Source organism: Sedimenticola sp. (assembly GCF_050289425.1).
Taxonomy (GTDB): domain Bacteria; phylum Pseudomonadota; class Gammaproteobacteria; order Chromatiales; family Chromatiaceae; genus Sedimenticola.
The window spans coordinates 1-26,829 of record NZ_JBNKFS010000013.1; the positions used below are offsets into that span (position 1 = coordinate 1).

The window sequence follows — 26,829 nt, forward strand, 5'->3', positions numbered from 1 at the left end:
CAACTGTTTCCCCACATGGTTATTCAAATGGTCGCCATAGGAGAAGAATCTGGATCTCTTGATCATATGCTCTCTAAGGTGGCCGATTTTTTTGAAGAGGAAGTTGATAACGCCGTTGATGCGCTTAGTAGCCTGATGGAACCTTTTATCATGGTCGTAATTGGAACATTAGTTGGTAGCTTGGTAGTTGCCATGTATCTGCCCATCTTCAAAATGGCGTCTGTTGTCTAGCCGTTTGACCAGAAGAACTTACAGATAATTAATGAACTATCTAACGGTTTTCCAGCAAAACCTTGTGCTATTTCTGGCCATTTGTTTGCTCCTCGGCCTTTTCGTCGGTAGTTTTCTGAATGTAGTTGCCTATAGGCTTCCCAAGATAATGGAAGCCGACTGGCGGCAACAGTGCCATGATTTTCTCGATATAAAGAACGCATCCGAGGCGTCTTCTCCATATTTAACACTCAGCCGACCCAGTTCCAGCTGTCCACACTGCGGCCACAAGATTCGTGCCTGGGAGAATATCCCCCTACTCAGTTGGCTGTTATTACGGGGAAAATGTTCCGAGTGCAAACAACCGATCTCGATGCGCTATCCGGTTGTAGAGCTGACTACCGGCCTACTCTCTTTAGCCGTAGCACTACACTTCGGTTTCAGTTGGCAGGCGGCGGCAGCATTACCACTGACTTGGTCTCTCATCGCCCTCACCCTGATCGATTTTGACGAGCAATTACTTCCCGATTCAATTGTTTTACCCGTGCTCTGGTTGGGTCTCATATTGAGTCTTTTCGGTATCTTCACTGACAGCCACTCGGCAATTATTGGTGCGGTAGCCGGCTACCTCTCTTTATGGAGTGTGTTTCAGTTATTCAAGCTATTAACCGGCAAAGAGGGCATGGGCTATGGCGACTTTAAATTATTCGCGCTATTCGGTGCATGGTTCGGCTGGCAATCCCTGATCCAGATTATTCTGCTCTCTTCCGTTGTGGGAGCGGTAGTGGGAATTCTGCTGATCCTGATTCGGGGACGCGACCGCAACATCCCCATCCCTTTCGGACCCTATCTTGCCGCGGCCGGGTGGATTAGCCTCATCTGGGGCGAGCAGATCAATACCGCCTATCTCCATTGGGCGGGACTGGCCTGAACAGTGTTTGTAGTCGGACTCACGGGTGGGATCGGCTGTGGCAAGAGCGCCGTAACCGGCTGTTTTGCAGCGTTAGGCGTCCCTATTATCGATGCAGACGTGGTGGCAAGAGAAGTGGTCGAACCGGGCCAACCCGCTTTACAGGAGATTGCCGGTCAGTTTGGTACTGAGGCACTGGATGCCAGCGGTGCCCTCAACCGTAGCTGGTTGCGAGAGCACATCTTCACCCACCCCGACGCCAAAACCAGGCTGGAAGCCATTCTGCATCCGCGGATTCGTCACGCTATGCGGCAAAAACTGACCAAGGTGGCGGCACCTTATGCCATCTTCTCCATTCCACTATTATTCGAGACCGGACAAGACAGCGGCGTCGATCGCGTCTTGGTAGTGGACTGTCCTGTCGAATTGCAGATCAGCCGGGTTACACAACGAGACCAGGCGACCCTAGCCCAGACCCAATCCATCATCGACTCCCAGATTGATCGAGCCAGCCGCTTGGCCATGGCGGATGACATCATCGATAATTCAGGCAGTCTCCATGACTTACCGCCGATAATAGAGAAACTCCACGAGAAATACCTTAAACTTGCCACCTGACAAGCTTATGAGTGTCAGAATCGGTATAATGTAACAAGTCGCCAAATTCAGACACCGCTTCAGGTGTAGTCATTTACAGACAACCAGCCCATGCAACCAGCTGTTTCAGACAAAATCATTTATGAGCATCCGCTCAATGAGAAGACCAGAACCTTTCTGCGTCTGGAACACCTGTTTCGCCAAGTCGATTTCCACATCCCCCAATCCAGCACCTGGGATAGCCGAGCCGCCATCACCAGCTTGATGGATATGGTAGCCATTTTTTCCCGTGCCGATATCAAGACTGATCTGATTAAAGAGTTAAAGCGCCATCAGGAAAAACTGGCCAGTATCCGCACTATGGCGGATGTCAACGAAGAGCGTCTTGACCAGATATTGAGAGAGTTGAACAGCGTTTCCAGTCGACTCCAACAACTGGGTGGACAACTGGGACAAGAGCTACGAGAGAATGAATTCCTAAAGAGTATTACCCAGCGTAGCAGTATTCCCGGAGGTAGTTGTGCCTTTGATTTGCCACTCTACCATTTTTGGCTTCAACAACCTTTTGAGCAACGTCATCAGGAAATCGTCGCATGGCGGCAGACCCTGGAGCCGGTGTTTACGGCCGTCAGCCTGTTGCTATCGCTGATTCGTGGCAGTACAACCCCGACCCGAGAGATCGCTGAAAGCGGTTTTTTCCAGCAAAGCCTGGATGCCCAATCACCCGCCCAATTGATCCGTGTCGGTTTGCCACGCGAAAGCGACCTGTTCGCAGAGATCAGTGGTGGTAAACACCGCTTCACCATTCGCTTTATGGAACAGTCGAAGGAGGAGCGTGCTACCCAGACCAAGCGCGATACTACCTTCTTCCTGAACTGCTGTATTTTATAGATATGATAGAGAATCAGCCGATAAACGTGTGCTGCCCAATCTGCAGAAAAGAGTTTGACTGGCATAGCCGCCCAGAATCACGCCCCTTCTGTAGCGAACGTTGTCGGCTAATCGATCTGGGTGATTGGCTGGAAGAGAAGCACCGCATTCCGGACAACACTCCTGCAAGCCCTTTCCTCCCCCCCGAAGAGGATTACTGAGACGGTTTAGCCCATAGCGCACTGATCGCCGCAATACCCTGCCCACCTTTTTTCACGGCTATGTCGATATAACTCTGGTCCAGCCCGCCCAAAGCGTAAACCGGTAGATTGGCAGCCGCCACGGCTTGCGCAAACCGATCCCAGCCCATCGGTTTGGCATTTGGGTGAGACTGAGTCGGCAAAACCGGGGAGAGCACACAGAAATCCGCATTTATTGCCATAGCTTGCTGCAACTCGGCCAAAGTATGGCACGAAGCCGACACCCACTTCTCGCTAGTTAGTGGGCGCTCACTCATAACTGTTAGCTGTTGGCTGCTCAAGTGTATGCCCGCCGCATCGAGTTCTTGTGCCAGTTCAGCACTGTTGCTCAAGAGCATCTCCGCACCAAACTGTCTACATATAGACAATGCATCAGACGCCAACGCACGATAATCACTAAGCCCTATCCCCGGTGCCCGTAAGCGGACCAATCGAACACCCCGGCTCAATGAAGTCTCCAGACGCCGCAGAAACGGCTTGGGATCAGCTGGATCAGGACCGGTTATCAGATATTGTTGAGGCAGTCGTAACGCGGTACAAATGGGGCGATCCGCTGCTGGCATGGCATATTGATACAGATGTTCAGGAAAGACCCATTCTAGAGGCTGCCCTTCCAGACCAAGGGGTTTGCCAAAGTATTTGTCGACCCGATGCACGTCCAGTCGCACGGTTTTATCCGGGTAACTATAGGTGACGTCAATCAGAGGTTGGTAAGTACTGACTTCTACACCCAGTTCCTCTCGAATCTCCCGCCGTAACGCGCTATCCAGATCTTCGCCCCGCTCCACCTTGCCACCGGGAAATTCCCACAGGCCCCCTTGATGTGCGCCGGCAGGCCGGCGCGTTAACAACACGCGACCTTGGTTATCCTGAATTACAGCGACAGCAACATGAACCGGAAGCATAGATTGAGAACTTATCAGGCAGATTGGCTACGAGCGATACTCTGCATTGATCTTCACATAATCATAGGAGAGGTCACAGGTGAGCACCCGTGTGGTAGCCTCTCCGCGGCCCAAGGCAACCCGTATGATCAGTTCGCACTGATCCATAATCCGTTGACCGGCCGCCTCGGTGTAGTCCGCAGCACGTCCACCGTCCCGTACGATGCAGACATCGTCCAGCCAAATCCTGATCTGATCGATATCGAGACCTTCAATACCGGCGCGACCCACAGCAGCAAGAATACGCCCCCAGTTTGGATCGGAAGCAAACAGGGCCGTTTTGACCAGGGGTGAGTGCGCAACGGTATAAGCAACCTCTTTCGCCTCTTGTTCGGTTGCAGCACCTTCTACCCGCACCTCAACCAACTTGGTGGCACCCTCTCCGTCCAATACGATGGCTCTGGCCAGATGCATACAAACCTCACTGACCACGGCGCACAATCGATCGAATTCGTGTGAAGTTTCATCCGTGATAGGTGAGCACCCACTTACTCCTGACGCCATTAATACACAGGCATCGTTGGTGGAGGTATCGCCATCCACAGTAATGGAGTTGAATGAAGGTTTCACTGCCAGCTCAAGGCAATGCTGCAGCAACTGCCGGTCAACCAAGGCATCGGTGGCGATATAGGCCAGCATGGTTGCCATATCCGGCCGGATCATGCCAGACCCCTTGGCCATGCCGGTTACCGTAATGGTCTTGCCTGAGAGTTCCAGTTGCCGCGAAACCAACTTGGGCTCCGTGTCGGTGGTCATGATGGCCCGTGCCGCCCTCTCCCAACCCGACTCGGACAAAGCAGTCAGTGCATCGGGTACCGCCACAGCAATCCGGTCCACCGGTAGCGGCTCGCCGATTACCCCGGTTGAAAATGGCAAGACCTGGTTGATGGCGCAGGCCCTTGCTGCGGCAACCGACTTACAGGATTCGCGGGATGCCCGCAGGCCGGAGTCACCGGTACCGGCATTGGCATTTCCAGAGTTGATCAATAGGTAGCGCGGCATGGTAGCGGCAAGGTGTTCTCGGGCAACCACTACGGGTGCCGCGCAAAACGCATTGCGGGTAAAAACCGCCGCACACGTGCTGCCCTCAGCAAGTTCAATAATCACCAGATCATCACGATCGCGATATTTGATCCCGGCCCCGGTCGAACCCAGCCGAATGCCAGGAACCGGCTGAAACTCCAACGCTTCGCTCATTGACTCGACTCCGCCAATTTCCGATTAATAGCTGCCTGCAATTGCGCCCTATTGAATACGCCCATGGCACTGTTTGTATTTTTTCCCGGAACCGCAGGGGCAGGGCTCATTACGCCCCACTTTACGATCCGCGCGAACGAATGGCTGCTGCGCTTCTTCGTCCAAACTATTCGACGCACCCTCCTCCGCTTCGCCGAAGCCGCCAAACTCTTCATGCTGGAACTGAAAATCCGCTTCATTTTGCTCATGGGCCGGGATTTCCATGCTCTCCTGCGGCTGAATCCGGACCTTGGTCAGTACCTCAATGATCTCTTGCTTGATGCTATCCAACATATTGGAGAACAGTTCATAGGCTTCCCGCTTATACTCCTGCTTGGGGTTTTTCTGCGCATAGCCGCGCAAGTGGATTCCCTGACGCAGATAATCCATAGCCGCCAGATGCTCTTTCCAACTGGCATCCAGGATTTGCAGCATGATCGCCTTCTCATACATACGCAGGTTTTCGCTACCTGCCAGGGCCTCTTTCTCGGCATACTCCTGTTCTATCTGGCCAATAATCTTCTGACGCAAGGTCTCCTCATGCAGGCTGTCATCCGCATCGAGCCAATCCTGGATTGGATAGTCCAGTTCATATTCTGTTTTCAGGGCCTCGGTGAGCCCTGGGATATCCCACTGTTCATCGAGACTTTCCGGCGGAATATAGCGATCGATTAACGCATTGACCACATCATGGCGGATTGAGGTAATTGAGTCGGAAACATCGCCGGCATCCATCAATTCATCACGCTGCTGATAGATAACCTTGCGTTGGTCGTTGGCAACATCATCGTACTCAAGTAGCTGTTTACGGATATCGAAGTTGCGCCCTTCCACCTTCTTCTGCGCATTGGCAATCGCCTTGGTCACCCAGGGATGTTCAATCGCCTCACCCTCTTCCATGCCCAGTTTCTGCATAATCGCCGAGACCCGATCCGATGCAAAGATACGCATCAGATTATCCTCAAGCGACAGATAGAAGCGGGTTGATCCGGGATCGCCTTGACGTCCAGAGCGACCACGCAACTGATTGTCTACGCGCCTTGATTCGTGCCGCTCGGTACCGACCACGTGCAGACCACCCGCCTCCAGCACCTGCTGGTGACGCGCCTTCCAGTCGGCCCGAATCTTTTCGACTGCGTCCGGTGTGGCCGAATCGCCAAGCTCGGCTATCTCCATTTCCGGATTGCCACCCAGCACAATATCGGTACCACGACCGGCCATATTGGTAGCGATGGTTACCGCACCGGGACGACCGGCTTCAGCCACAATATTGGCCTCCCGCTCATGGTGCTTGGCGTTTAGCACCTGATGCGGCACTTTGGCCTCATTCAGTAATCCAGAAATCAATTCGGATGTTTCAATCGAAGCCGTGCCCACCAATACTGGCTGACCACGTTTTATACAATCCTGAATATCCTCGGTAATCGCACGATACTTTTCAGCGCTGGTCAGGTAGACCAGATCCCCCATATCCTTACGTATCATTTCACGATTGGTGGGCATAACCACCACTTCCAATCCGTAGATCTGCAAGAACTCCGGCGCCTCCGTATCCGCTGTGCCGGTCATGCCAGAAAGCTTGTTGTAGAGACGGAAATAGTTCTGGAAGGTGATCGATGCTAGGGTTTGATTCTCCTTCTGTATCTCCACACCCTCTTTGGCTTCAACGGCTTGATGCAGCCCCTCCGACCAACGGCGTCCCGGCATGGTGCGGCCGGTGAATTCATCCACGATGACAATCTCACCATTGCGCACAATGTAGTCGACATTTTTCTGAAACAGCGCATGGGCGCGTAGCGCACTGGTGACATGATGCATCAAACTGATGTTTGCCGTGTCATAGAGGCTTGTCGCGGGATCCAGCAGCCCCATCTCCGTCAGCATATCCTCCACATGCTGATGTCCCTCTTCACTGAGGTATACCTGCCGAGCCTTTTCATCCACCGAATAGTCGCCGGGGCCAAAGGATGGTTTACCCTCTTCATCCGCCTCGATCGGCTCCTGCCGTGTTAGATGGGGTATTATCTGGTCAATACGGGTGTAGAGATCCGAGCTCCCTTCAGCCGGGCCGGAAATAATCAGCGGGGTACGCGCCTCATCGATCAGGATGGAGTCCACCTCATCCACCACGGCGAAAAACTTTTCACGCTGTACGCGCTGCTCAGCACTGAACGCCATGTTATCGCGCAGATAATCAAAGCCGTATTCATTATTGGTGCCGTATGTAATGTCGCAGGCATAAGCCTCTCGGCGACTGGCCGGGTGCAGATGGAGGTAGCCGCCACTTTTACCATCGTAGGTATAGTCACAGACAAAGGATGAATCATCTACGCCAGCCCCTGAAGACTGGATAACGCCAACGCTCAGGCCCAGGAAGTTATAGATGCGTCCCATCCACTCGGCGTCGCGGCGTGCCAGGTAATCGTTTACCGTCACCACATGCACCCCTTTTCCAGGCAGTGCATTCAGATAAACCGCCAGGGTCGCTACCAGGGTTTTGCCCTCACCGGTACGCATCTCGGCGATTTTTCCGTCATTGAGTACCATGCCACCGATCAATTGCACGTCGAAATGGCGCATATTGAGCACGCGGTTGCCCGCCTCGCGCACCACAGCGAAGGCTTCCGGCATCAAACTGTTCAGTTCGACACCCTGCTCCAACCGCCCTCTAAACTCTCCGGTCTTGGCCTTCAACTCCTCATCGGTAAGCACCTGTAGTGTCGGCTCCAATCCGTTGATTTGAGCAACCACCTTTGACATCCGCTTGATGAGGCGATCATTACGACTGCCGAAGACCTTCCTGAGAATCTTACTGACCATGGAAAAACTCTTGCTGGTTTGAATTTAGGCCCGCACCGGACATAGCGAAGGTGGGCCGGAAAAATGAAACGGTGATGATACCGCAAAAAGGCCGCGATAGCAGGCAAAACATATTACACGAACGCCCCCAGCCAGCGCAGCTTACCGGTCCGGCAGAGAGGCCAAAATGCTGTATTCAGCGCTTAGCGCGCAGGTACTTGGCGGGGTTGAGGGTTTTGCCGTTACGAGCAATTTCAAAATGGACGTGAGGTCCGGTAGAGCGACCGCTGGATCCCATCAGAGCTATCGGCTTCCCTTGAGTAACCAGATCACCTACTTTGACCAATATATTGCTGTTGTGGCCATAGCGCGTTACGTAACCATCCGAATGGGTAATCTCCACCAATTTACCAAAGCCACTCTTCTCACCCGCCCAGGTAACAATACCGGAGGCTACGGCAACCACGTGAGAATTCTTCTTACCCGCAACATCTACGCCATGATGGAAAGCTTTCTTACCGGTAAAGGGGTCATTGCGGTAACCGTAGCGTGACGAGATCCAACCTTTTTCCACCGGGCGTCCGGCCGGCAGCAACTCTGCATTTAGCAAATTGTCGCGCAACAACCCTTCCATTAGGTCCAATTTATGCTCACGATCGGAAATAACCAACTGGAGCTGCTCCATGTCCGACACCAACTCCGACAAGCTGACCGACTGTGCCAGCTCCCCTTCTTCGATACCGCCGCGAGCGGGCTCTTCTTCGAAATTGAATTCGGCAGCGTCTAATTTGCCTATTTTAGCCAATCTTTCGCCCAAAGCATCAATCCGCAGGATATGGGATTGCAACTGACCTAACCTGAGGGCCAGCGCATCCAAATGCTCTTGGGTGCGCCCTTTCGTCTCCTGCAGTTCGTTGCGCTGGCTCTGTAACAGATCACGCACCACTTCCGCCGTATTGTCACTGGAGGCCTGAGCCGGCTGAGTACTGATTCCCATCTGATATCCAGCCCAGAGAGAGCCCCCCATCAACGCGGCCAATGCTGGAACCAAGGTAAAAATCAGCTTGTAAGGCGAGATCGGACGACTGCCTTTTTTATGACAAAATCTGGAGAGGAGTATAATCTTCATGGATTGGGTACTAGACTCACAAGTGCCTGATTGAAAGATAAATCACCAAAACAGCAACTTCCGTGACACAATTCATCCATGAACAAACGACCGCGTCTCATCAAGGACTTTATCCGGCACACCCACACGCTACATGGGTTACTTGAACAGTCCAAGGCGCAGTCGTTGTTGTTACAACAGATTCGAGCCCTAATTCCGTCGCCCCTGGATACCCACTGCACAGCCGTGGTACAAAAGGGCGCCCAGCTTGTACTCTATGTCGACGCTTCCACCTGGGCCAGTCGTTTGCGTTTTACCGCCCGCGAGCTAGTCCGAAAACTAAACGCCAGCGGTATTGCGGTCGAGCGTATTACAGTTCGGGTGATGGTGACCAACAAACCACCCAAGCGGGAGCGAGTCACCACCAGACGGCTTAGTGTGGAAAATGCATCCCTGATAAATCAAACCGCCGCCGGCATTCAGGATAAGCAACTGAGCGAAGCCTTGATCCGCCTTGGTAGGCACGCCACCAAACCGGTTAATTAGGGTTCAGGTAGCCTGCACCGGTTTCATATAAGAGATGGGCACACTATCCCCCTCTTCAAAGGTTACCTCTTCCCACGCGGACTCATCGGCGATTAGCGCCTTCAGAAGCTTGTTATTCAGGGCGTGCCCTGATTTATAACCACTGAATGCACCGATCAAACTGTGACCAAGCAGATACAGATCACCGATAGCGTCAAGAATCTTGTGTTTGACGAACTCGTCCTCGTAACGCAGTCCGTCCTCATTAAGTACCCGATAATCATCCACCACGATGGCGTTGTTCATACTGCCGCCGAGTGCCAGCTCACGCTCCCGCAACATCTCGATATCACGCAGGAATCCGAAAGTCCGCGCGCGACTCACCTCCTTGACGAAGGAGGTGGATGAAAAATCGATCGTGGCGGATTTGGTACGTTCGGCAAAAGCCGGGTGATTGAAATCGATACCGAAAGAGACCTTAAAGCCATCAAACGGCTCGAAGGCGGCATACTTGTCATCCTCTTTGACCGTCACCTTGCGCTTGATACGGATAAAACGCTTCGGCGCATTCTGCTCTTCCACGCCAGCGGACTGGATCAGGAACACAAAAGGGCCGGCGCTGCCGTCCATGATCGGCACTTCGGGGGCGCTCACATCCACATAGGCGTTATCGATGCCAAGACCGGCAAAGGCGGAAAGCAGATGCTCGACGGTCGAGATCTTTACGCCATCTTGCTCCAGGGTGGTGGATAAACGGGTATCACCGACATTATCCGGCCGGGCCGCGATCTCCATCGGCTCTTCCAGGTCAACACGACGAAAAACCACTCCGGTATCTATCGCTGCGGGACGCAAGGTCAGGTAGACCTTCTCACCCGTGTGCAGACCCACTCCTGTAGCACGAATAACGTTCTTAAGCGTACGCTGCCGTATCATGTTGCCTGTAGTCCCCATTTCCCGGCCCATTAAACGGCCGGATGGTATCACACAATCCACGCTTTGAGCTAAATATCGACCATCCGCATGGATATGCTTTTATTGATCACGCCAGGCTCTAACATCTGCCAGATGATTACCTGCCCCCCAACACCCATTAGGGTATTCCCTTATTAAGTACCAGTTTCACCCCTTTATTGCAAGTTTATTTCTCCTCGCGGAACGGGTAATAACCGCTCCCGGAACCGGTTCACGCTTCTTGGTCAGAAACCCTTTCAATGGTTGGCAACTAAGCCAATACCGTTTCAATCAGCCTGACGCCGCAGGAAGGCCGGAATATCCAGGTAATCCATGTTGTGCTCCTGGGCGGCGGCAACATAGGATTTAGCCGCCTTTCTAACCACCGTCGGGCTATCCATCTCACGGTAATCTGCCGGCCCCGGCGCTACCACATCAGAGTTGACCAGGCGTACAGGAGGTGCCTCCTCTACCACCGTCGGCTTAATCTCCGCCGCGCCGATAGCACCCAGTCCGGTGGCGACCACCGTCACCCGCAATTCATCACTCATATCCGGATCGATCACCGTCCCCACCACCACGGTGGCATCATCACAGGCGAACTCCTTGACCGTGCTACCTACTTCATCAAACTCACCGATAGATAGATCCAGACCGGCGGTGATATTCACCAAAATACCTTTGGCACCCGCCAGATTGACATCCTCCAACAGGGGACTATTGATCGCCTGTTCGGCTGCGTCACGCGCCCGGTTGTCGCCCTTGGCACAACCGGAACCCATCATGGCGGTACCCATTTCAGACATGACGGTTCGCACATCGGCAAAGTCGACATTGATCAAACCTGGGCGGGTGATCAGTTCAGCGATGCCCTGTACCGCACCTTGCAGTACATCGTTGGCCGACTTGAAAGCATTCAGCAAACTCATGTCACGACCCAGCACCGCCAACAGCTTTTCATTGGGGATAGTAATCAGTGAATCCACATACTGGCTCAGCGCTTCGATCCCCTTGTCGGCGATCTGCATACGCTTTCCCCCTTCAAACGGGAAGGGCTTTGTGACCACAGCAACAGTCAATATACCCATCTCGCGAGCCACCTCGGCTACCACAGGCGCTGCACCGGTACCGGTACCACCACCCATACCGGCGGTGATGAAAACCATGTCGCTCCCCTGCAGTGCTTCATGGATGCGCTCACGATCCTCCATCGCGGCATCGCGCCCCACGTCGGGATTGGCCCCGGCACCCAAACCTTTGGTGATATTGGAGCCCAGTTGAAGCAGCGTACGCACCTGACTGTTCTTCAATGCCTGCGCATCGGTATTGGCACAGATGAAATCCACCCCTTCGATACTCGCATTCAGCATGTGGTTGACTGCATTACCGCCACCGCCACCGACACCAATCACCTTTATTACTGCGTTTTGGCTATATGCATCCATCAATTCAAACATGTCACTCTCTCCTCATCATCCAGGCCCTGCAACACGGCCACCTGAAAAAACGTAAATTTGTCAAAAAGTCAGAAATTGCCCTGAAACCAGCTCTTCATGCGATTCCATATCGCCTTGAAATTGTTACCCCCAGGAAGATCCTGCAAACGCCCCGTCCGATTCTGTTGCCCAAACAGCAGCAGACCGACGCCTGTCGCATAAATCGGATTACGCACCACATCCACCAACCCCGTTACATACTGCGGAACACCCAGTCTTACCGGCATATGGAACACCTCCTCCGCCAGTTCAATCAGCCCCTCCATCTTGGAACTACCACCCGTCAACACCACCCCCCCTGCAATCAGATCCTCAAACCCGCTGCGTCGCAGCTCGGCCTGAACCAAACCCAGCAACTCCTCATATCTGGGTTCCACCACCTCGGCCAGAGTTTGCCGGGACAGCCTTCTTGGAGGACGGTCACCGATACTCGGCACTTCGATCGTTTCATCACTGGCCGCCAACTGGGTTAATGCACAGGCGTAGCGGATCTTGATCTCTTCCGCATGCTGGGTCGGCGTACGCAACGCCACCGCGATGTCATTAGTTACCTGGTCGCCGGCGATAGGAATCACCGCGGTATGACGTATCGAGCCTTCGGTAAAGACCGCGATATCGGTAGTGCCACCACCGATATCCACCAGACAGACACCGAGCTCCTTCTCATCGTCACTGAGTACGGAGTAGCTGGAACTCAACTGCTCCAGGATCAGGTCATCCACCTCCAGGCCGCAGCGGCGTACACATTTGACGATGTTCTGCGCCGCACTGACCGCCCCGGTGACCATATGCACACGGGCCTCCAGGCGCACCCCGGACATGCCCACCGGCTCCCGTATCCCCTCCTGCTCGTCGATGATGAATTCCTGAGGCAGGATGTGCAGGATCTTCTGATCCGCCGGGATCGCCACCGCGCGAGCCGCATCGATTACCCGCTCCACGTCGCCATGGGTCACCTCACGATCCTTGATTGCCACAATGCCGTGGGAGTTGAGGCTGCGTATATGGTTACCGGCAATGCCGGCATGCACCGAGTGGATCTCACATCCGGCCATCAATTCGGCCTCTTCCAGGGCACGCTGGATCGACTGCACGGTGGATTCGATATTCACCACCACACCTTTCTTCAGACCGCGTGACGGATGGGAACCGATCCCAATAATTTCGATCTCCTTATCCGGTTTGATCTCACCGACAATGGCCACCACTTTCGAGGTACCGATATCCAGTCCGACGATCAGATTTTTTTCTGTCTTTTTGGTCATTAAAACCGTTCCTCTGCAGATCGTTTGACGGTCACGATGTTTGCTCCCCATCCGATGGCCCACCCGTCAGCCGGCCTGACCTTGCTTCGCATTCTGTTCAACTCGCCTCTCCCCAGAGAACAGCCACCCCATTGGCGTAGCGCATATCCACCCGCTTCACTTTGTGGTTCTCCGTCTGTTCGAGCCGCGGATAAAGGCGGACAAAACGTTCCACTCTCGCCTCGGTATCGGCGTGCCCCAGTTTGAGCTCTATCCCTTGCCTGAACCCGACCGTCCAGGCACCCCGCCCATCCATCGACAGCTTGGCAATCTCCAACTGCAGGATGGCAAAAAGGTTGTCCATGCGCTGATAGCGCGCCACGATTTCCGGCGCATGCCCTGTCGGGCCAGCCAGTGCAGGCAGATTCCCTTTGAGCGCCGTCGGCTCAGGGGTAAACACCCCCCCCCTGTCATTCACCAGTTGGGTATCGCCCCAGCGTGCCAATGGTCGCTGCTCTTCCACCCACATATTCAGGGTATCCGGCCAAATGCGTCTGACCGTCACCTGATCGACCCAGGGCAACCGCAGCGCCGCCGCCCGGACAACATCCAGGTCTACCGTGAAAAAATTGCCCTCCATGACACCTCCCACGGCTTGCTCCAATGCACGGCGGTCGAGATTTTTAAACTCTCCGTCGATGCGTACGATCTTGAGCGGCAGCACCGCGGGATCACGTAAGGTGATCACACCCCAAACGCCCCCCCCGGCAAACAGCAGCAGTAACGCCAGTGCACCCAACCAATGCAGCCACCGGCGCAACTTGTTACGCACCCCGTCTCCGGCGGCCGTATCGACCGAGCGGCGGGTTTTGCGGGGATCCGCCACCGTTACCCCTCCACCCGACTGGCCGCCAAGATGCGCCAGACCAGTTCATCAAAATCGATTCCCGCCGCTTTGGCCGCCATCGGCACCAAACTGTGACTCGTCATGCCTGGCACGGTATTCACCTCCAGCAGATAGGGGTTGCCATCCGCATCAAGCATGATGTCGACACGCCCCCAGCCTTTGGCGCCAACCGCGCGGAATGCCTGTTCGGACAATCGCTTCAACTCACTTTCCCGCTCGCTGTCGAGACCGCAGGGACAGTGGTAGGCGGTACTGTCGGCCTGATACTTCGCCTCATAGTCATAAAACGTGTTGGGCGTTTCGATACGGATCAACGGCAATGCCTGATCATCCAAAACTGACGCCGTGTACTCGGCCCCGCTAATCCAGCGCTCTGCCATCACCTCCACGTCATAGCCAGCGGCCTGCCGCCACGCCGCCTCAAGCTGCTGCCGGTCCTCCACCTTCGCCATCCCGATACTGGACCCTTCATGGGAAGGCTTGATCATCAGAGGAAAACCAAGCGCCTCCGCCCGCAACAAGTCCGAGGCTTGTTCCAGCATCACGAACTCCGCGGTGGGCAGACCCAACCCGTTCCAGAGCAATTTGCAGCGATACTTATCCATACCCAGCGCGGAGCCGGCGACACCGCTGCCGGTGTAGGGCATACCGATACTTTCCAGGGCGCCCTGTATCACGCCATCCTCACCGCCGCGTCCGTGCAGCATGATGAATACCCGGTCGTAATGCTCTTGCTGCAACAGGTTCAGCACATCCCGCCCGGCATCCACGCCATGCGCATCCACGCCCCGCCGTACCAGTGCCTCCAAAACAGCCTGTCCACCCTGCAACGACACTTCCCGCTCGGCCGACAGTCCGCCCATCAGCACGGCCACTTTGCCGAAATCTTCCGCCAACGCTGTCATGAATTACCCCCCGCCGCGTCACCGACGATATGCACTTCAGTGATCAATTCCACGCCGCTGGTCGCCTTCACCCGTTCCTTAACCTGCCGAATCATCGCCTCGATATCGGCGGCCGTGGCGTCACCTCGATTGATAATAAAATTGGCGTGCTTTTCCGACACCTGGGCGCCACCCATTACAGCGCCTTTCAAACCCGCCGCTTCGATCAGGCGGGCGGCAAAATCGCCGGGTGGATTCCGGAATACCGATCCACAACTCGGCAGGCCAATCGGCTGACTACGGTTACGCCGTTCCAACAGTTCGCGGATTTGCCGTTGACTCTCGGACACGTCTCCCGGCTCGAGTCGCAAGGTAGCGGCCAGGAACCACTCTTCCCCGGGACGTTCTACATGCCGATAGCTGACCTTAAAGTCACTGGGAGAGCGCCGATGCAGCCTCCCCGTTCTATCCACCGTCTCAACCGCCGTTACCTGGGTCCAGGTTTCACCACCAAAAGCACCGGCATTCATCGCCAGCGCACCGCCGAAGGTACCGGGAATACCGGTCAGAAATTCGACGCCGCAGAGTCCCTGGCGCGCAGCAAACCGCGCCACTTGTGCACAACTGACGCCGGCCTCAACGCGCAGCTCGTTTGCCGTGACTAAATCCATCCCATCCAGACGCCCTTGGGTAGCAATCACCGTACCGGCGAAGCCGCCATCACGAATTAACAGATTACTGCCCAAGCCAAGCCACAACAGCGGTTCGTCCTCTGGCAGGGAAGCCAGAAACTGCAACAGATCGGCACTGTCTGCCGGCCGATAGAATTGGCGCGCCGGCCCGCCCACTCGCCAGGTGGTAAACCGGGCCAACGGTTCATTGAACCGCCGCTCGCCACGCAGTGCAGAGTGATTGTCCTGAGCTGTCATCACGCGCGTTTTCTCCTCGGTTGTGGCATCCGACCCGGCTGCTTCAGGATCGTGCCGGCCGTATGCGGCGTCACGGTCTGTGACTTGTCACGCAACGGGAAATGTCCACATAACGATTCCCCACACCCCATGTGCAACCGCCGAGTCACTCCGTCCGTCATGACGTCTCTCCCCGCTGTTGAAACCAACTTGGTAAGGTGGCCGCAATCTGCCCGATGTCGCCGGCACCCAGGGTCAACACGATATCGTCGTCCTGAATCAGGCCGTACAACAGTTCGGGCAGCTCTCCAATCGGATCGACAAACACCGGATCTACTTGGCCCCGAGCACGGATAGCACGACTCAGAGAACGACCATCGGCCCCGGCAATCGGCATCTCGCCGGCGGCATAGACCTCCGCCAACACCAGCAGATCCGGACGCGACAAAACCTGGGTAAAGTCATCAAACTGTTCCTGGGTGCGGGTATAGCGGTGCGGCTGAAACGCCAACACCAACCGTCGGTCCGGCCAGCCGGCACGTACCGCATCCAGCGTCGCCGCCACCTCCCGGGGGTGGTGTCCGTAATCATCCACCAGCATAAAGCGGCGGCCATCGGCCAGGCTGCACTCGGTCGCATTGAAACGCCGACCGATGCCTTCGAACCGTTCCAATCCGCGCTGGATTGCGGCTACGTCCACACCCACTTCATGCGCAACGACAATCGCCGCCAGGGCGTTGAGTACGTTATGACGTCCCGGCATGTTAAGGGTGACATCAAAGGGTGCCTCACCGGCCATGGTCACCTGAAAATGGGTGCGCAACCCTTCCTGGCGAATCGCGCTGACCCGGCAATCCGCATCAGCCGACTCCCCGTAGGTGATCACCTGCCGGGTCACCTTGGGCAACAGTCCGCGCACCTCATCGTCGTCGATGCAGAGTATGGCCAAACCGTAGAACGGCAGGTGATGCAGGAACTCGATAAAGGTTTGCCGCAGGCGATTGAAATCGCCGCCGTAGGTGGTCATATGATCCGCATCCACATTGGTCACAATGGCCATCATCGGCTGCAGGTAGAGGAACGAGGCATCACTTTCGTCCGCCTCCGCCACCAGAAAGTCTCCGCCACCCAGGCGCGCGTGGGTACCCGCAGAATTTAGCCGTCCACCGATCACAAAGGTCGGATCCAGACCGCCCTCCGCCAGCAAACTGGCGACCAGACTGGTGGTGGTGGTTTTGCCGTGGGTACCGGCCACGGCGATACCGAAATGGAACCGCATCAACTCTGCCAGCATCTCCGCACGGGGCACCACCGGAATACGTTTTTCCCGGGCCATGCGCACTTCAGGGTTGTCATCCTTCACCGCAGTGGAGATAACCACCGCATCGGCCCCCTGAATATTGCTCTCAGCATGTCCGATATGGATCGTTGCACCTTGCTTGGTGAGGCGACCGATAGCCGGGTTGCTCTTCAGGTCCGAGCCGGAGATTTTATAACCGAGATTGAGCATCACTTGGGCAATACCGTTCATCCCGGCACCGCCGATACCGACAAAATGCAGATGCCGAATACGGCCCATGGTGGTTGCCGCCAACCGACGCTGTGTCGTTTCACCTTTCTTCATCGGTTCGCCATCTCCTCACAATAATCCGCCACCGTTTGGGTGGCGCCTGGCATAGCCAGCGACTGTGCCTTCACAGCCATCGCCTGCAGCGACTCGCGCTCCACCAGCAGCGCTTTCAACGCGGCGGAAAAACCGTGCTGCTCCAACTCAACCTGGGGCAATAATCGGGCGGCACCGGCGTTCACCAGATACTCGGCATTACGGGTCTGGTGATCATCGACGGCGTGCGGAAAGGGGACCAGGATCGAGGCAACCCCGGCCGTCGCCAACTCACTCACGGTCAAGGCACCAGCGCGGCACACCACCAGATCGGCCCAACCATAGGCCTCCGCCATATCCTGAATGAAATCACTGACCTGTGCCTCCACACCCAACTCCCGATAGGCGGCTTGGGTCACTTCACTCTTATCCCGCCCGCTTTGATGGCGCACCTGCGGCCGATCAGTCGGCTCCAGTGTCGCCAATACTCTCGGTATCGCCTGGTTCAACGCCTGTGCCCCGAGCGACCCACCCACGACCAACAAGCGGATCGGACCGTTACGCCCCTGCATACGCACAGCCGGTCCAGGCAGGGCCGCTATCTCCCGACGCACCGGATTGCCACACACCCGCGCGCCGACCCGTTCAGCAAAACTACCGGGAAAAGCCTCAAATACGCGTGTCGCCACCCGTGACAGCCAGCTATTGGTCATACCCGGCACGGCATTCTGTTCGTGGATCACCAACGGTATGCCGAACAGACGTGCCATCAGACCACCGGGGCCGGTGACGAATCCGCCCATCCCCAGCACCACGCCGGGGCGAACCCGCCGCAGGATCCGACCGGCTTGAAACATCGCCCGGACAAGCTTGAACGGAGCCGATAACCACCGCATCATGCCATTGCCGCGCAATCCCTTGATATTCACCAGTTGGATTTCAAAGCCGTGCTGCGGCACCAGGCGCGACTCGAAACTGTCAGGCGTACCGATCCAGGAGACAGCAACACCCCGATCACGCAACTCTTGCGCCACCGCCAGGGCGGGAAACACATGTCCGCCAGTGCCGCCAGCCATCAGCATTACGCCTCCTGCCATGCCGCCCCCCCCTGCTCGACCGGTTCCGGCCGCAACAGTTCGTAATCGATACGCAACAGCATGGCCACGACCAGGATCGCGACGATGATGCTGTTACCGCCGTAACTCATAAACGGCAGGGTCAACCCCTTGGTCGGCAACAGCCCGACATTGACGCCGATATTGATAAACGCCTGCATACCGATCCAGAGTCCGATACCGTAGGCGACATAGGCAGAAAAACGCCGATGGTGGGCCTCCGCCCGGGCGCCAATGCGGAAGGCGCGCCATACGATGACCGCAAACAAGCTGATCACCACCAGGGTACCCAGTAACCCAAACTCTTCACCAATCACCGCCATGAGAAAATCGGTATGGGCCTCCGGCAGGTAGAACTGTTTCTGAATCCCATTCCCCAACCCCACGCCAAACCATTCGCCCCGGCCAAAGGCGATTAGCGCCTGGGCCAGTTGGTAACCGCTGTTTTCCACATCGGCCCAGGGATCGAGGAAGGCCGTCACCCGTTGCAACCGGTAGGGCGACACCAACACCAGCCCCACCATGGCTGACCCCGCCAACCCGATCAGGATGGCGAACTGCCAGACCGGTACGCCGCCGAGGAACAGCATGCCCATGGCCGTCGCCAACAATACGGTGGTGGTTCCAAAATCGGGCTGCACCATAATCAGGGAACAGGCAATGACCAGTAACAGCATGGGCTTGATAAAGCCCCAGATACTGTGCACCACCTCCAACTGACGACGCACCAGATAGCCAGCGATATAAACCACCATGAACAGCTTCATGAATTCGGAGCTTTGCAGATTGAACGGTCCCAGCGGAATCCAGCGGGTGGCTCCGTTTGCCTCACGACCGATACCGGGGACCAGCACCAATACCAGCATCAGCAATCCGGTGAAATAGAGTAGGGTCCCGGAACGCTCCCACTGCGCCACCGGCACCTGAGAGATGATCACCGCTCCCAGCAGACCCAGCCCGATGGCCAACAGGTGGCGATTCATATAGTAGAAAGGTGCTGCGCCAATACGATGCAGGGAGGCCGAGGCAACCATCACCAAACCAAGTCCCAGCAGCGCCAACGTAGCAAACAGCAACGTATAATCCAGCGATGGCAATAGCCGATGGCTTGCTCCGATGGTTGCCTGACGATGCGTAGACAGGTTCATGGGATCAACCTCGCTACCGCTTCGACAAACCGCTCACCGCGCTGCTGGTAGTTTTTATACATATCAAAGCTGGCACAGGCCGGTGACAGCAACACTCGATCGCCGGGCTCGGCACAACCGGCCGCCAACAGTACCGCGTCATCCATATCCTTGGCATTCAACAGCGCTACCGAGTCGCCCAGGGCGGCGGCAATCAGGGGGGCATCCTGTCCCAGCAGGATCACGGCACGGGCATGTTTGACTACCGCTGGCGTGAGCAGATTGAAGTCGGCCTCTTTCCCCACACCTCCGGCGATAAGGACAGTGCGCGACGCATCACCGGCAGCCAATCCCTCCAGGGCCGCCGCACAAGCCCCCACATTGGTCCCCTTGGAATCGTTATACCAGCGTACCCCATTGGACTCTTTGACAAACTGGGTGCGGTGCGGCAGACCGCTAAAGTGTTCCAGCGTCTTTAGCATGGCATCACGCGGCAACTGCAGCAGTGAGCCGATAGCCAACGCCGCCAGGGCATTGGCCAGGTTATGGGTGCCGGGGATTTTCAATGCCGAGGCCGGCATCAAACGTTCCTGACCGTGACAGAGCCAGCGCCCCCCCTCATGATCGTCGATACCGAATTCACCGGCAGCGGGTTGACCCAGGGTAAACAGACGATCACCCGCATCGCCCCGACGCATGGCCATCACCCGCGGATCGTCCTTATTGAACACGGCCGTCTCGGCATGCCGGTAGATGGTCGCTTTGGTATCCGTGTACGCCTGCAAGTCTTGATAGCGGTCCAGATGATCCGGAGAGATATTCAACACCACTGCCACCTTCGGGTGTAGGCTGAAGGTAGTCTCCAGTTGGAAACTGGAGAGTTCGAGCACATAGAGTTCCACCTCATCGTGCAGCAGCGAGAGGGCCGGATCCCCCAGATTGCCGCCGACCGCGGCCTTTACACCCGCATCCCGCAACATGGCACCCAGCAGGGTGGTAACGGTGCTCTTGCCATTGGAACCGGTAATGGCCACCACTGGCGCCTGGGCCGCTTGGGCAAACAGTTCGATATCACCGATCACCGGGACACCCCGGGCCAGCGCCTGCTGGATCAACGGCTCGCTCATCGGCACGCCCGGACTGACGATCAGCTGCTCCGCCGCGGCAAAAGCGTCCGCATCAAAGCCACCCAGGAACAGGGCTATATCGGGCAACTCCTGGCGCAACTCATGCAGGCCAGGCGGATCGTTGCGGCTGTCGGTGATAGCCACTGGCACGCCGCAGGCGGACAGATAACGCGCGCAGGAGAGCCCGGTCTTACCCAGACCGACAATCAAGCTCTTTTTGTCACGTACCGATGGTTGTTGCATATCTATTTACAATTTGCCTTGCTGTCCGATTAACGTATCTTCAAACTTGCCAATCCGATCAAAACCAGGATCACCGTGATGATCCAGAAACGTACGATCACCCGCGGCTCCGGCCACCCCTTCAATTCGAAGTGATGATGCAGGGGCGCCATACGAAAGATGCGGCGGCCGGTCAATTTGAATGACGCCACCTGCAGCATCACCGACACCGTCTCCATCACGAACACCCCGCCCATGATCAACAGCACCAGTTCCTGACGCACAATCACCGCCACCACACCGAGTGCCGCCCCCAACGCCAGCGCACCCACATCACCCATGAACACCTGGGCCGGGTAAGCGTTGAACCAGAGGAAGCCGAGCCCGGCCCCGACCAGGGCACTACAGAAGATCACCATCTCGCCCACACCCGGCAGGTGGGGAATCAGCAGATAGCTGGCAATCTGGGCATGACCCGACGCGTAGGCAAAGATCCCCAGGGCACCGGACACCAGCACGGTCGGCATAATGGCCAGTCCATCCAGCCCGTCCGTCAAATTCACCGCATTGCTGGTACCGACAATCACGAAATAGCTAAGCAGGACAAACCAGGGACCCATATCGATCACCACACTTTTGACAAAGGGGATGATCAGCTGGGTTTCCGCCGGTAATGAAGCGGTGCTGTAGAGCGCATAGGCCGCACCGACACCCACTACCGATTGCCAGAGATATTTGTAGCGGGCGGAGAGCCCCCGGGAATCCTTCAACACCAGCTTTTTGTAGTCGTCATAAAACCCGATCAGGCCAAAAAATAGCGTTACCAGGATCACCACCCATACATAGCGGTTTTCCAGATTGGCCCACAGCAGGGTACTCACCGCCACGGCCACCAAAAGCAGGGTGCCGCCCATGGTCGGTGTTCCTGCCTTGGAGAGATGACTCTGGGGGCCGTCGCTGCGCACAGTCTGGCCGATCTGGTGATGGGTCAGCCGGCGAATCATCACCGGCCCCACGATGAACGAGATCGCCAGGGCGGTGAGGACACCCAAAATAGCGCGCAGGGTGAGATACTGGAATACGCTGAAACCACTGTTGAATTGGGTCAGGTAATCGGCCAAATATACGAGCATCTCAGACTGTCTCCCGGTCGACGAGTGCGTTGATAACATGTTCCATTCCGGCGCGACGGGAGCCTTTCACCAGCACCTTGTCGCCTGAGCGCAGCTCCTGCTGCAGCTCCTCTATCAAAGACTCTCGACTGTCGAAGGCGATACCGCCTTCGGCAAACTGGCCGGCGGCTTCACCCGCCCCGCCGACGGCATACAGATGCTCGATGCCGGCCGCTCTCGCCTGCTGGCCCAGCTCCCGGTAAAACCCCTGCGTGCCTTCACCCAACTCGCCCAATTCACCCAACACCAGGTAACGGCGACCGGATGCCTGGGAAAGCACGCTGATGGCGGCACCGACTGAATCCGGGTTGGCGTTATAGCTGTCATCGATAAGCCAGACACCGTGCCGTCCGCATAGCGGTTGCATCCGTCCCTTTACCGGACGGATAGCCGCCAATCCGGAGACCAGGCTCTGTTCACTCGCCCCCACCTGCAGCGCGGCGGCGATGGCAGCCAGGGCATTCATGCGGTTATGTTCGCCGGCCAACGCCAGTTCGATCGATACTTGACCGCGGGGAAAAGTCACGTCAAAACGACTGCTGAAAGCTTGCACTTGCCACTGCAGCGTCAACTGGCCGGAACTGCTGATATCGGCCGCCGCCTGTATGCCGAAGGTACAGACACGCCGTCCTGCGGCGACACCGCTCCAGAACGGAGCAAAATTGTCGTCGGCGTTAAAGACGAAACAACCCGCCTCGGAGAGCCCGGAGACAATCTCACTCTTCGCCTTCGCCACCCCTTCCAAAGTGCCGAAACCTTCCAGATGGGAGCGACAGGCATTGTTCAACAACGCCACGTCGGGTCGGGTTATCTTGCTCAGGTAACCGATCTCGCCGGGATGGTTGGCACCCATCTCGATCACGGCAAAATCTTCGTCCTGCAGCCGCATCAGTGTCAGCGGCACGCCGATATCGTTGTTCAGATTGCCTTGTGTGGCCAGCACCGATCCATTGCAAGCCAGGATGGCGGCGAGCATCTCCTTGACCGTGGTTTTTCCGTTGCTGCCGGTAACTGCAATCACTTTGGCCCGGCTTTTCTGCCGCCACTCCGCCGCCATCTGACCCAGCGCGATACGGGTGTCCGCCACCACCAACTGCGGCAACGCCAGGGGCAGCTCATGATCTACTACGGCCGCCACGGCACCACGATCAATCGCCTGATGCAGATAACCGTGGCCATCAAAATGGGGACCCTTCAGGGCCACAAACAGATCCCCGTCAGCCAGTGTCCGGCTATCCGTACTGACGGAAGAGAAGCTCACATCAGCGCCCAGCTGTTTGGCACCGATGGCCTGAGCCATTTCGGAGAGGGTAAAGGCGATCATCCCCGCACCTCCGTCAAGGCTTGTTCCACTTGTTCCCTGTCGCTGAAATGGAGCACCTGGTCACCCACCAACTGATAGGTTTCATGCCCCTTCCCGGCAATCAGGATCAGATCACCGGGCACCGCCTCACGGATACTCAAGGCAATCGCCTCGGCCCGGTCCCTTATAACCCGTGCCCGTTCCGGGTGATCCATGCCGGCTACGATTTCAGCCACGATACGGTCACCCGACTCCCCGCGCGGGTTGTCATCGGTGACGATCACGCGGTCGGCCAGACGCTCCGCAATGGCCCCCATCAACGGGCGTTTCCCCCGGTCGCGGTCCCCGCCGCAGCCGAAGAGACAGATCAGGCGCCCCCCGACATGCTCTCGGAGCGCCACCAACGCATGTTCCAGCGCATCCGGCGTGTGGGCATAATCCACCACCACCAGCGGCTGTTCATCACCGCCAAAACGCTCCATGCGTCCGGCGACCGTCTCCACCTGCGCCAACTTCTCCAACGCCGCAGCAAACGAAATACCCCGATAGAGCATGACCGCCAGCACCGCCAGCAGGTTACTGACGTTAAAGCGACCCAATAGCCGGCTACTGAGGTGACCCTCGCCCCAGCTACTGCCGATGACCAGCGACATACCTTCACAATCCGGCACGATACAGCTGGCTCTGACCCAGTGATCCATCTCCAGCGAAACATCCGGTAGCGCGCTGTAACCGACCACCTGTATCCGATCAGACAAGGCGACCAAAACTTGGCCACTGAAAGGATCATCCATATTCAGTACAGCGCAGTTCACCTCACACTGGGTGAACAGGCGTAATTTGGCGTCACCATAGGCCGCCATATTGTTGTGATAGTCGAGGTGGTCCTGGGTCAGGTTGGTCAACAGGGCGACATCAAAGCGCACCGCCGCGGCACGCCCCTGATCCAGGGCATGCGACGATACCTCCATGGCGACCATATCCGCCCCCCTATTCCGCAGATCCTGCAGTTGAGCTTGCAAGGTCACGGCATCCGGGGTGGTGTGGCTCGTGGTTTCCAGGGCACCGAGCAGACCGCTTCCGACTGTCCCGATCACGCCACAGAGATGCTCCGGGCTAAAAACCTGGGCCAGAAAATGGCTGCAACTGGTTTTGCCGTTGGTACCGGTAATACCGAACACCGCCAGATGATGACTGGGATCGCCATAAAATCGTCCGGCGATGGCACTCACCCGTTCGCTTAACCGCGCAACGGGATAAAGCGGTACCGGAATCGATTCCGCCAGTGTCCGGATATCCTCCGAGCTCCAGTTCTCATCCGGTTCACCCAGCACCGCCGCGGCACCCCGGTCCACCGCCTGCTGCAGAAACTCCAGGCCGTGGTGGGCAATCCCGGCACAGGCCAGGAACAGAGAACCCGGACGTATCTGCCGACTGTCCAGGGTGATGGCGAGTATCTCCCGGTCCTGCACTTCGGGAGCCTCGAGCCAACCGGCTAACAGTGCCGGCAACCGGCAAGTGGACGTCGTCACACCGGCGGCCGTCATCGGACACCTCCGCCGCCGGCCAGCTTGACCACCGAATCATCCAACGCGTCCGGGGCGACATTGAGCAAACGCAGGGCGCCGGCCATCACGCTGGAAAACACCGGCGCCGCCACAGATCCGCCGTAGTACTCGCCGGCCGACGGCTCATCGATCATCACCACCATCACCAGACGAGGGTGGCTGGCCGGTGCAATACCGGCAAACACGGAGATATAGCGGTCATCGGCATAGCCACCGCTGATACTCTTCCTGGCGGTCCCAGTCTTTCCGGCAACGCGGTAGCCGGGCACGGCCGCCGCCGGCGCGGTTCCGTCCTCCGAAACCACCGCCTCCATCATCTTGCGCACAGCCCTGGCGGTTGACGCACGCATGACCCGCTCGCCTTTGACCGGCGTATCTTGCTTGAGTAGGGAGACGGGGTAGCGCAAACCATCACTGGCCAACACCTCGTAGGCACGGGCCAGTTGCAGAGCCGTCACTGAAAGACCGTATCCGAACGCCAGAGTCGCCTGGTCGATCTCCGCCCAGTGACGATAAGGCGCCAACTGACCGGAGACTTCACCGGGGAAACCGGTACTGGTGGGATCACCGAAGCCGACGCGGGAAAAAAAGCCCCAGAACTTCTCTTTGGGCAGATCCAGGGCGATCTTGCTCGCCCCCACATTACTGGATTTCAAAATCACCCGGCCCAGGTCAATGCGGCCATAATTGCGATGATCCCTCACCTGGTGCCGCCCAACTTTAAACACACCGGGAGTCGTATCGATGATGGTGCCGGGCGTGTAACGCCCCGACTCCAGGGCGGCGGCAATGGTAAAGGGCTTAACCGTCGAGCCCGGCTCAAACACATCGGTTACCGCCCGGTTACGGAAACGTCCGACCTTGCCTGACTTGCTGCCGTTCGGGTTATAGGCCGGCTGATTGACCATCGCCAAAATTTCGCCGTTCCGGGCATCCAGGATGACCGCAGAGCCGGACTTGGCTTTGTTACGCTGCACCGCTCCCTTCAATTCCCGATAAGCCAGGAACTGCAGACGCCGATCGATAGAGATCACCAGATCCTTGCCCGCCTCCGGCTCCAGAATATTTTCCACATCTTTTACCGCCCGGGCACGTCCATCCTGAATCACCCGCTTGCGACCGGCCGTTCCCTGTAGCCACTCATCGTAGGCCAGTTCCAGTCCCTCTTGTCCCTGGTCGTCGATATTGGTGAAGCCCACTACATGGGCGAACACTTCACCGTCCGGGTAATAGCGACGGTATTCACGCTGCAGGCCGATACCCGAGATATCGTTCTTTGACACATAATCCATCAGCCTGGCTGCACGGTCCGGATTCACACGTCGCTTCAGATAGACAAAGGAGCGGTCGCTGCGCCGAGCCAAGAGCTGACGCAAATCGTTCAGATCCATCTCCAGGATTTTCGCTACCGGCACCAAAATCCGTCGATCCGGCGACAGACTCCGCGGATTGGCCCAGATCGAATCCACCGGTGTGCTGATCGCCACCGGTTCGCCGAAACGGTCTTTGATCATGCCGCGATGGGCCGGCATCTCCACCACACGCAGATAGCGGCGTTGCCCTTCGTTCTGCAGAAAATCCGTTTCAAAGATCTGCTGATCAACCGCGCGCCAAACCAGCAACGTGGCCGACAGTGACAACAGCGTCAGCAACGTCCAACGCCGGGCACGATAGCTCGGCAGGGCCTGCTCAATCCGGCGGGCCTGTTTCTGGCGTTTGTTTCGCGTGTTCCCACTCATA

General features: G+C 56.9%; 24 protein-coding genes. 6 read left to right on the plus strand and 18 right to left on the minus strand.

Annotated features, from left to right (window positions below; all coding sequences use genetic code 11):
• From ACQY5R_RS10440 to ACQY5R_RS10460, 5 genes are all read left to right on the plus strand, one after another.
• Window positions 1–231: type II secretion system F family protein (locus ACQY5R_RS10440; RefSeq protein ID WP_428607911.1), on the plus strand; the 231-nt coding region annotated here is incomplete at its 5' end.
• A 31-nt stretch (window positions 232–262) separates the two neighbouring features.
• The gene (locus ACQY5R_RS10445) at window positions 263–1,141 is read left to right on the plus strand and encodes a prepilin peptidase (protein ID WP_428607914.1); all 879 of its coding nucleotides are present in this window, start codon (window positions 263–265) and stop codon (window positions 1,139–1,141) included.
• A gap of 3 nt (window positions 1,142–1,144) precedes the next feature.
• A complete protein-coding gene (gene coaE, locus ACQY5R_RS10450; protein WP_428607917.1) occupies window positions 1,145–1,738 on the plus strand; it encodes a dephospho-CoA kinase in 594 nt (197 codons plus the stop codon).
• 90 nt (window positions 1,739–1,828) lie between these two features.
• A complete protein-coding gene (gene zapD, locus ACQY5R_RS10455; RefSeq protein WP_428607919.1) occupies window positions 1,829–2,608 on the plus strand; it encodes a cell division protein ZapD in 780 nt (259 codons plus the stop codon).
• 2 nt (window positions 2,609–2,610) lie between these two features.
• On the plus strand, window positions 2,611–2,808 hold the full coding sequence (locus tag ACQY5R_RS10460; RefSeq protein WP_428607922.1) for a DNA gyrase inhibitor YacG: 198 nt from the start codon (window positions 2,611–2,613) through the stop codon (window positions 2,806–2,808).
• Here ACQY5R_RS10460 and ACQY5R_RS10465 read toward each other — a convergent pair.
• The 4 genes from ACQY5R_RS10465 to ACQY5R_RS10480 form a co-directional block, all read right to left on the minus strand.
• On the minus strand, window positions 2,802–3,752 hold the full coding sequence (locus ACQY5R_RS10465; RefSeq protein WP_428607924.1) for a Nudix family hydrolase: 951 nt from the start codon (window positions 3,750–3,752) through the stop codon (window positions 2,802–2,804). The two genes, ACQY5R_RS10460 and ACQY5R_RS10465, sit on opposite strands and share 7 nt — an antisense overlap.
• A gap of 27 nt (window positions 3,753–3,779) precedes the next feature.
• On the minus strand, window positions 3,780–4,988 hold the full coding sequence (gene argJ, locus ACQY5R_RS10470) for a bifunctional glutamate N-acetyltransferase/amino-acid acetyltransferase ArgJ (protein ID WP_428607926.1): 1,209 nt from the start codon (window positions 4,986–4,988) through the stop codon (window positions 3,780–3,782).
• Between the two features lie 48 nt (window positions 4,989–5,036).
• Window positions 5,037–7,847, minus strand: coding sequence for a preprotein translocase subunit SecA (gene secA / locus ACQY5R_RS10475; protein WP_428607929.1), 2,811 nt, complete (start codon window positions 7,845–7,847; stop codon window positions 5,037–5,039).
• Window positions 7,848–8,022: 175 nt separating this feature from the next.
• Entirely contained in the window at window positions 8,023–8,823 is an 801-nt protein-coding gene (locus tag ACQY5R_RS10480; RefSeq protein WP_428607931.1) for a M23 family metallopeptidase, read from the minus strand.
• 210 nt (window positions 8,824–9,033) lie between these two features.
• Here ACQY5R_RS10480 and ACQY5R_RS10485 point away from each other — a divergent pair, with 210 nt between their 5' ends.
• Window positions 9,034–9,480 (plus strand): DciA family protein, encoded by a 447-nt coding sequence (locus ACQY5R_RS10485; protein ID WP_428607934.1) that lies wholly within the window; start codon window positions 9,034–9,036, stop codon window positions 9,478–9,480.
• A gap of 3 nt (window positions 9,481–9,483) precedes the next feature.
• On the opposite strand, the gene lpxC is transcribed toward ACQY5R_RS10485, so the two are convergent.
• From lpxC to ACQY5R_RS10555, 14 genes are all read right to left on the minus strand, one after another.
• Window positions 9,484–10,395 (minus strand): UDP-3-O-acyl-N-acetylglucosamine deacetylase, encoded by a 912-nt coding sequence (lpxC, locus tag ACQY5R_RS10490; protein ID WP_428607936.1) that lies wholly within the window; start codon window positions 10,393–10,395, stop codon window positions 9,484–9,486.
• Between the two features lie 305 nt (window positions 10,396–10,700).
• Window positions 10,701–11,870 carry a cell division protein FtsZ gene (ftsZ, locus tag ACQY5R_RS10495; protein ID WP_428607939.1) on the minus strand — a complete coding sequence of 390 codons (1,170 nt, stop codon included), beginning with the start codon at window positions 11,868–11,870 and terminating at the stop codon, window positions 10,701–10,703.
• 68 nt (window positions 11,871–11,938) lie between these two features.
• Window positions 11,939–13,174, minus strand: a complete 1,236-nt coding sequence (gene ftsA, locus ACQY5R_RS10500) for a cell division protein FtsA (protein WP_428607941.1) — start codon at window positions 13,172–13,174, stop codon at window positions 11,939–11,941.
• Between the two features lie 97 nt (window positions 13,175–13,271).
• The gene (locus ACQY5R_RS10505) at window positions 13,272–14,039 is read right to left on the minus strand and encodes a cell division protein FtsQ/DivIB (RefSeq protein ID WP_428607943.1); all 768 of its coding nucleotides are present in this window, start codon (window positions 14,037–14,039) and stop codon (window positions 13,272–13,274) included.
• Window positions 14,040–14,041: 2 nt separating this feature from the next.
• Complete coding sequence (locus ACQY5R_RS10510) at window positions 14,042–14,965, minus strand: D-alanine--D-alanine ligase (RefSeq protein ID WP_428607944.1); 924 nt, start codon at window positions 14,963–14,965, stop codon at window positions 14,042–14,044.
• Window positions 14,962–15,873: a UDP-N-acetylmuramate dehydrogenase gene (murB, locus tag ACQY5R_RS10515; RefSeq protein WP_428608185.1), complete on the minus strand. Its 912-nt coding sequence runs from the start codon at window positions 15,871–15,873 to the stop codon at window positions 14,962–14,964. The genes ACQY5R_RS10510 and murB overlap by 4 nt, the downstream gene beginning before the upstream one ends.
• Window positions 15,874–16,030: 157 nt before the next feature.
• A complete protein-coding gene (gene murC, locus ACQY5R_RS10520) occupies window positions 16,031–17,476 on the minus strand; it encodes a UDP-N-acetylmuramate--L-alanine ligase (RefSeq protein ID WP_428607947.1) in 1,446 nt (481 codons plus the stop codon).
• The gene (gene murG / locus ACQY5R_RS10525; protein ID WP_428607949.1) at window positions 17,473–18,552 is read right to left on the minus strand and encodes an undecaprenyldiphospho-muramoylpentapeptide beta-N-acetylglucosaminyltransferase; all 1,080 of its coding nucleotides are present in this window, start codon (window positions 18,550–18,552) and stop codon (window positions 17,473–17,475) included. Before murG ends, murC begins: the two co-directional genes overlap by 4 nt.
• The gene (gene ftsW, locus ACQY5R_RS10530; RefSeq protein ID WP_428607952.1) at window positions 18,537–19,718 is read right to left on the minus strand and encodes a putative lipid II flippase FtsW; all 1,182 of its coding nucleotides are present in this window, start codon (window positions 19,716–19,718) and stop codon (window positions 18,537–18,539) included. Before ftsW ends, murG begins: the two co-directional genes overlap by 16 nt.
• Complete coding sequence (murD, locus tag ACQY5R_RS10535) at window positions 19,715–21,067, minus strand: UDP-N-acetylmuramoyl-L-alanine--D-glutamate ligase (protein WP_428607954.1); 1,353 nt, start codon at window positions 21,065–21,067, stop codon at window positions 19,715–19,717. The genes ftsW and murD overlap by 4 nt, the downstream gene beginning before the upstream one ends.
• A 29-nt stretch (window positions 21,068–21,096) precedes the next feature.
• Window positions 21,097–22,179 (minus strand): phospho-N-acetylmuramoyl-pentapeptide-transferase, encoded by a 1,083-nt coding sequence (gene mraY / locus ACQY5R_RS10540; protein WP_428607956.1) that lies wholly within the window; start codon window positions 22,177–22,179, stop codon window positions 21,097–21,099.
• A gap of 1 nt (window position 22,180) precedes the next feature.
• Window positions 22,181–23,542 carry a UDP-N-acetylmuramoyl-tripeptide--D-alanyl-D-alanine ligase gene (locus ACQY5R_RS10545; RefSeq protein ID WP_428607959.1) on the minus strand — a complete coding sequence of 454 codons (1,362 nt, stop codon included), beginning with the start codon at window positions 23,540–23,542 and terminating at the stop codon, window positions 22,181–22,183.
• Complete coding sequence (locus ACQY5R_RS10550; RefSeq protein WP_428607961.1) at window positions 23,539–25,068, minus strand: UDP-N-acetylmuramoyl-L-alanyl-D-glutamate--2,6-diaminopimelate ligase; 1,530 nt, start codon at window positions 25,066–25,068, stop codon at window positions 23,539–23,541. Before ACQY5R_RS10550 ends, ACQY5R_RS10545 begins: the two co-directional genes overlap by 4 nt.
• Window positions 25,065–26,828 (minus strand): peptidoglycan D,D-transpeptidase FtsI family protein, encoded by a 1,764-nt coding sequence (locus ACQY5R_RS10555; RefSeq protein ID WP_428607963.1) that lies wholly within the window; start codon window positions 26,826–26,828, stop codon window positions 25,065–25,067. The genes ACQY5R_RS10550 and ACQY5R_RS10555 overlap by 4 nt, the downstream gene beginning before the upstream one ends.
• Window position 26,829: the final 1 nt, after the last annotated feature.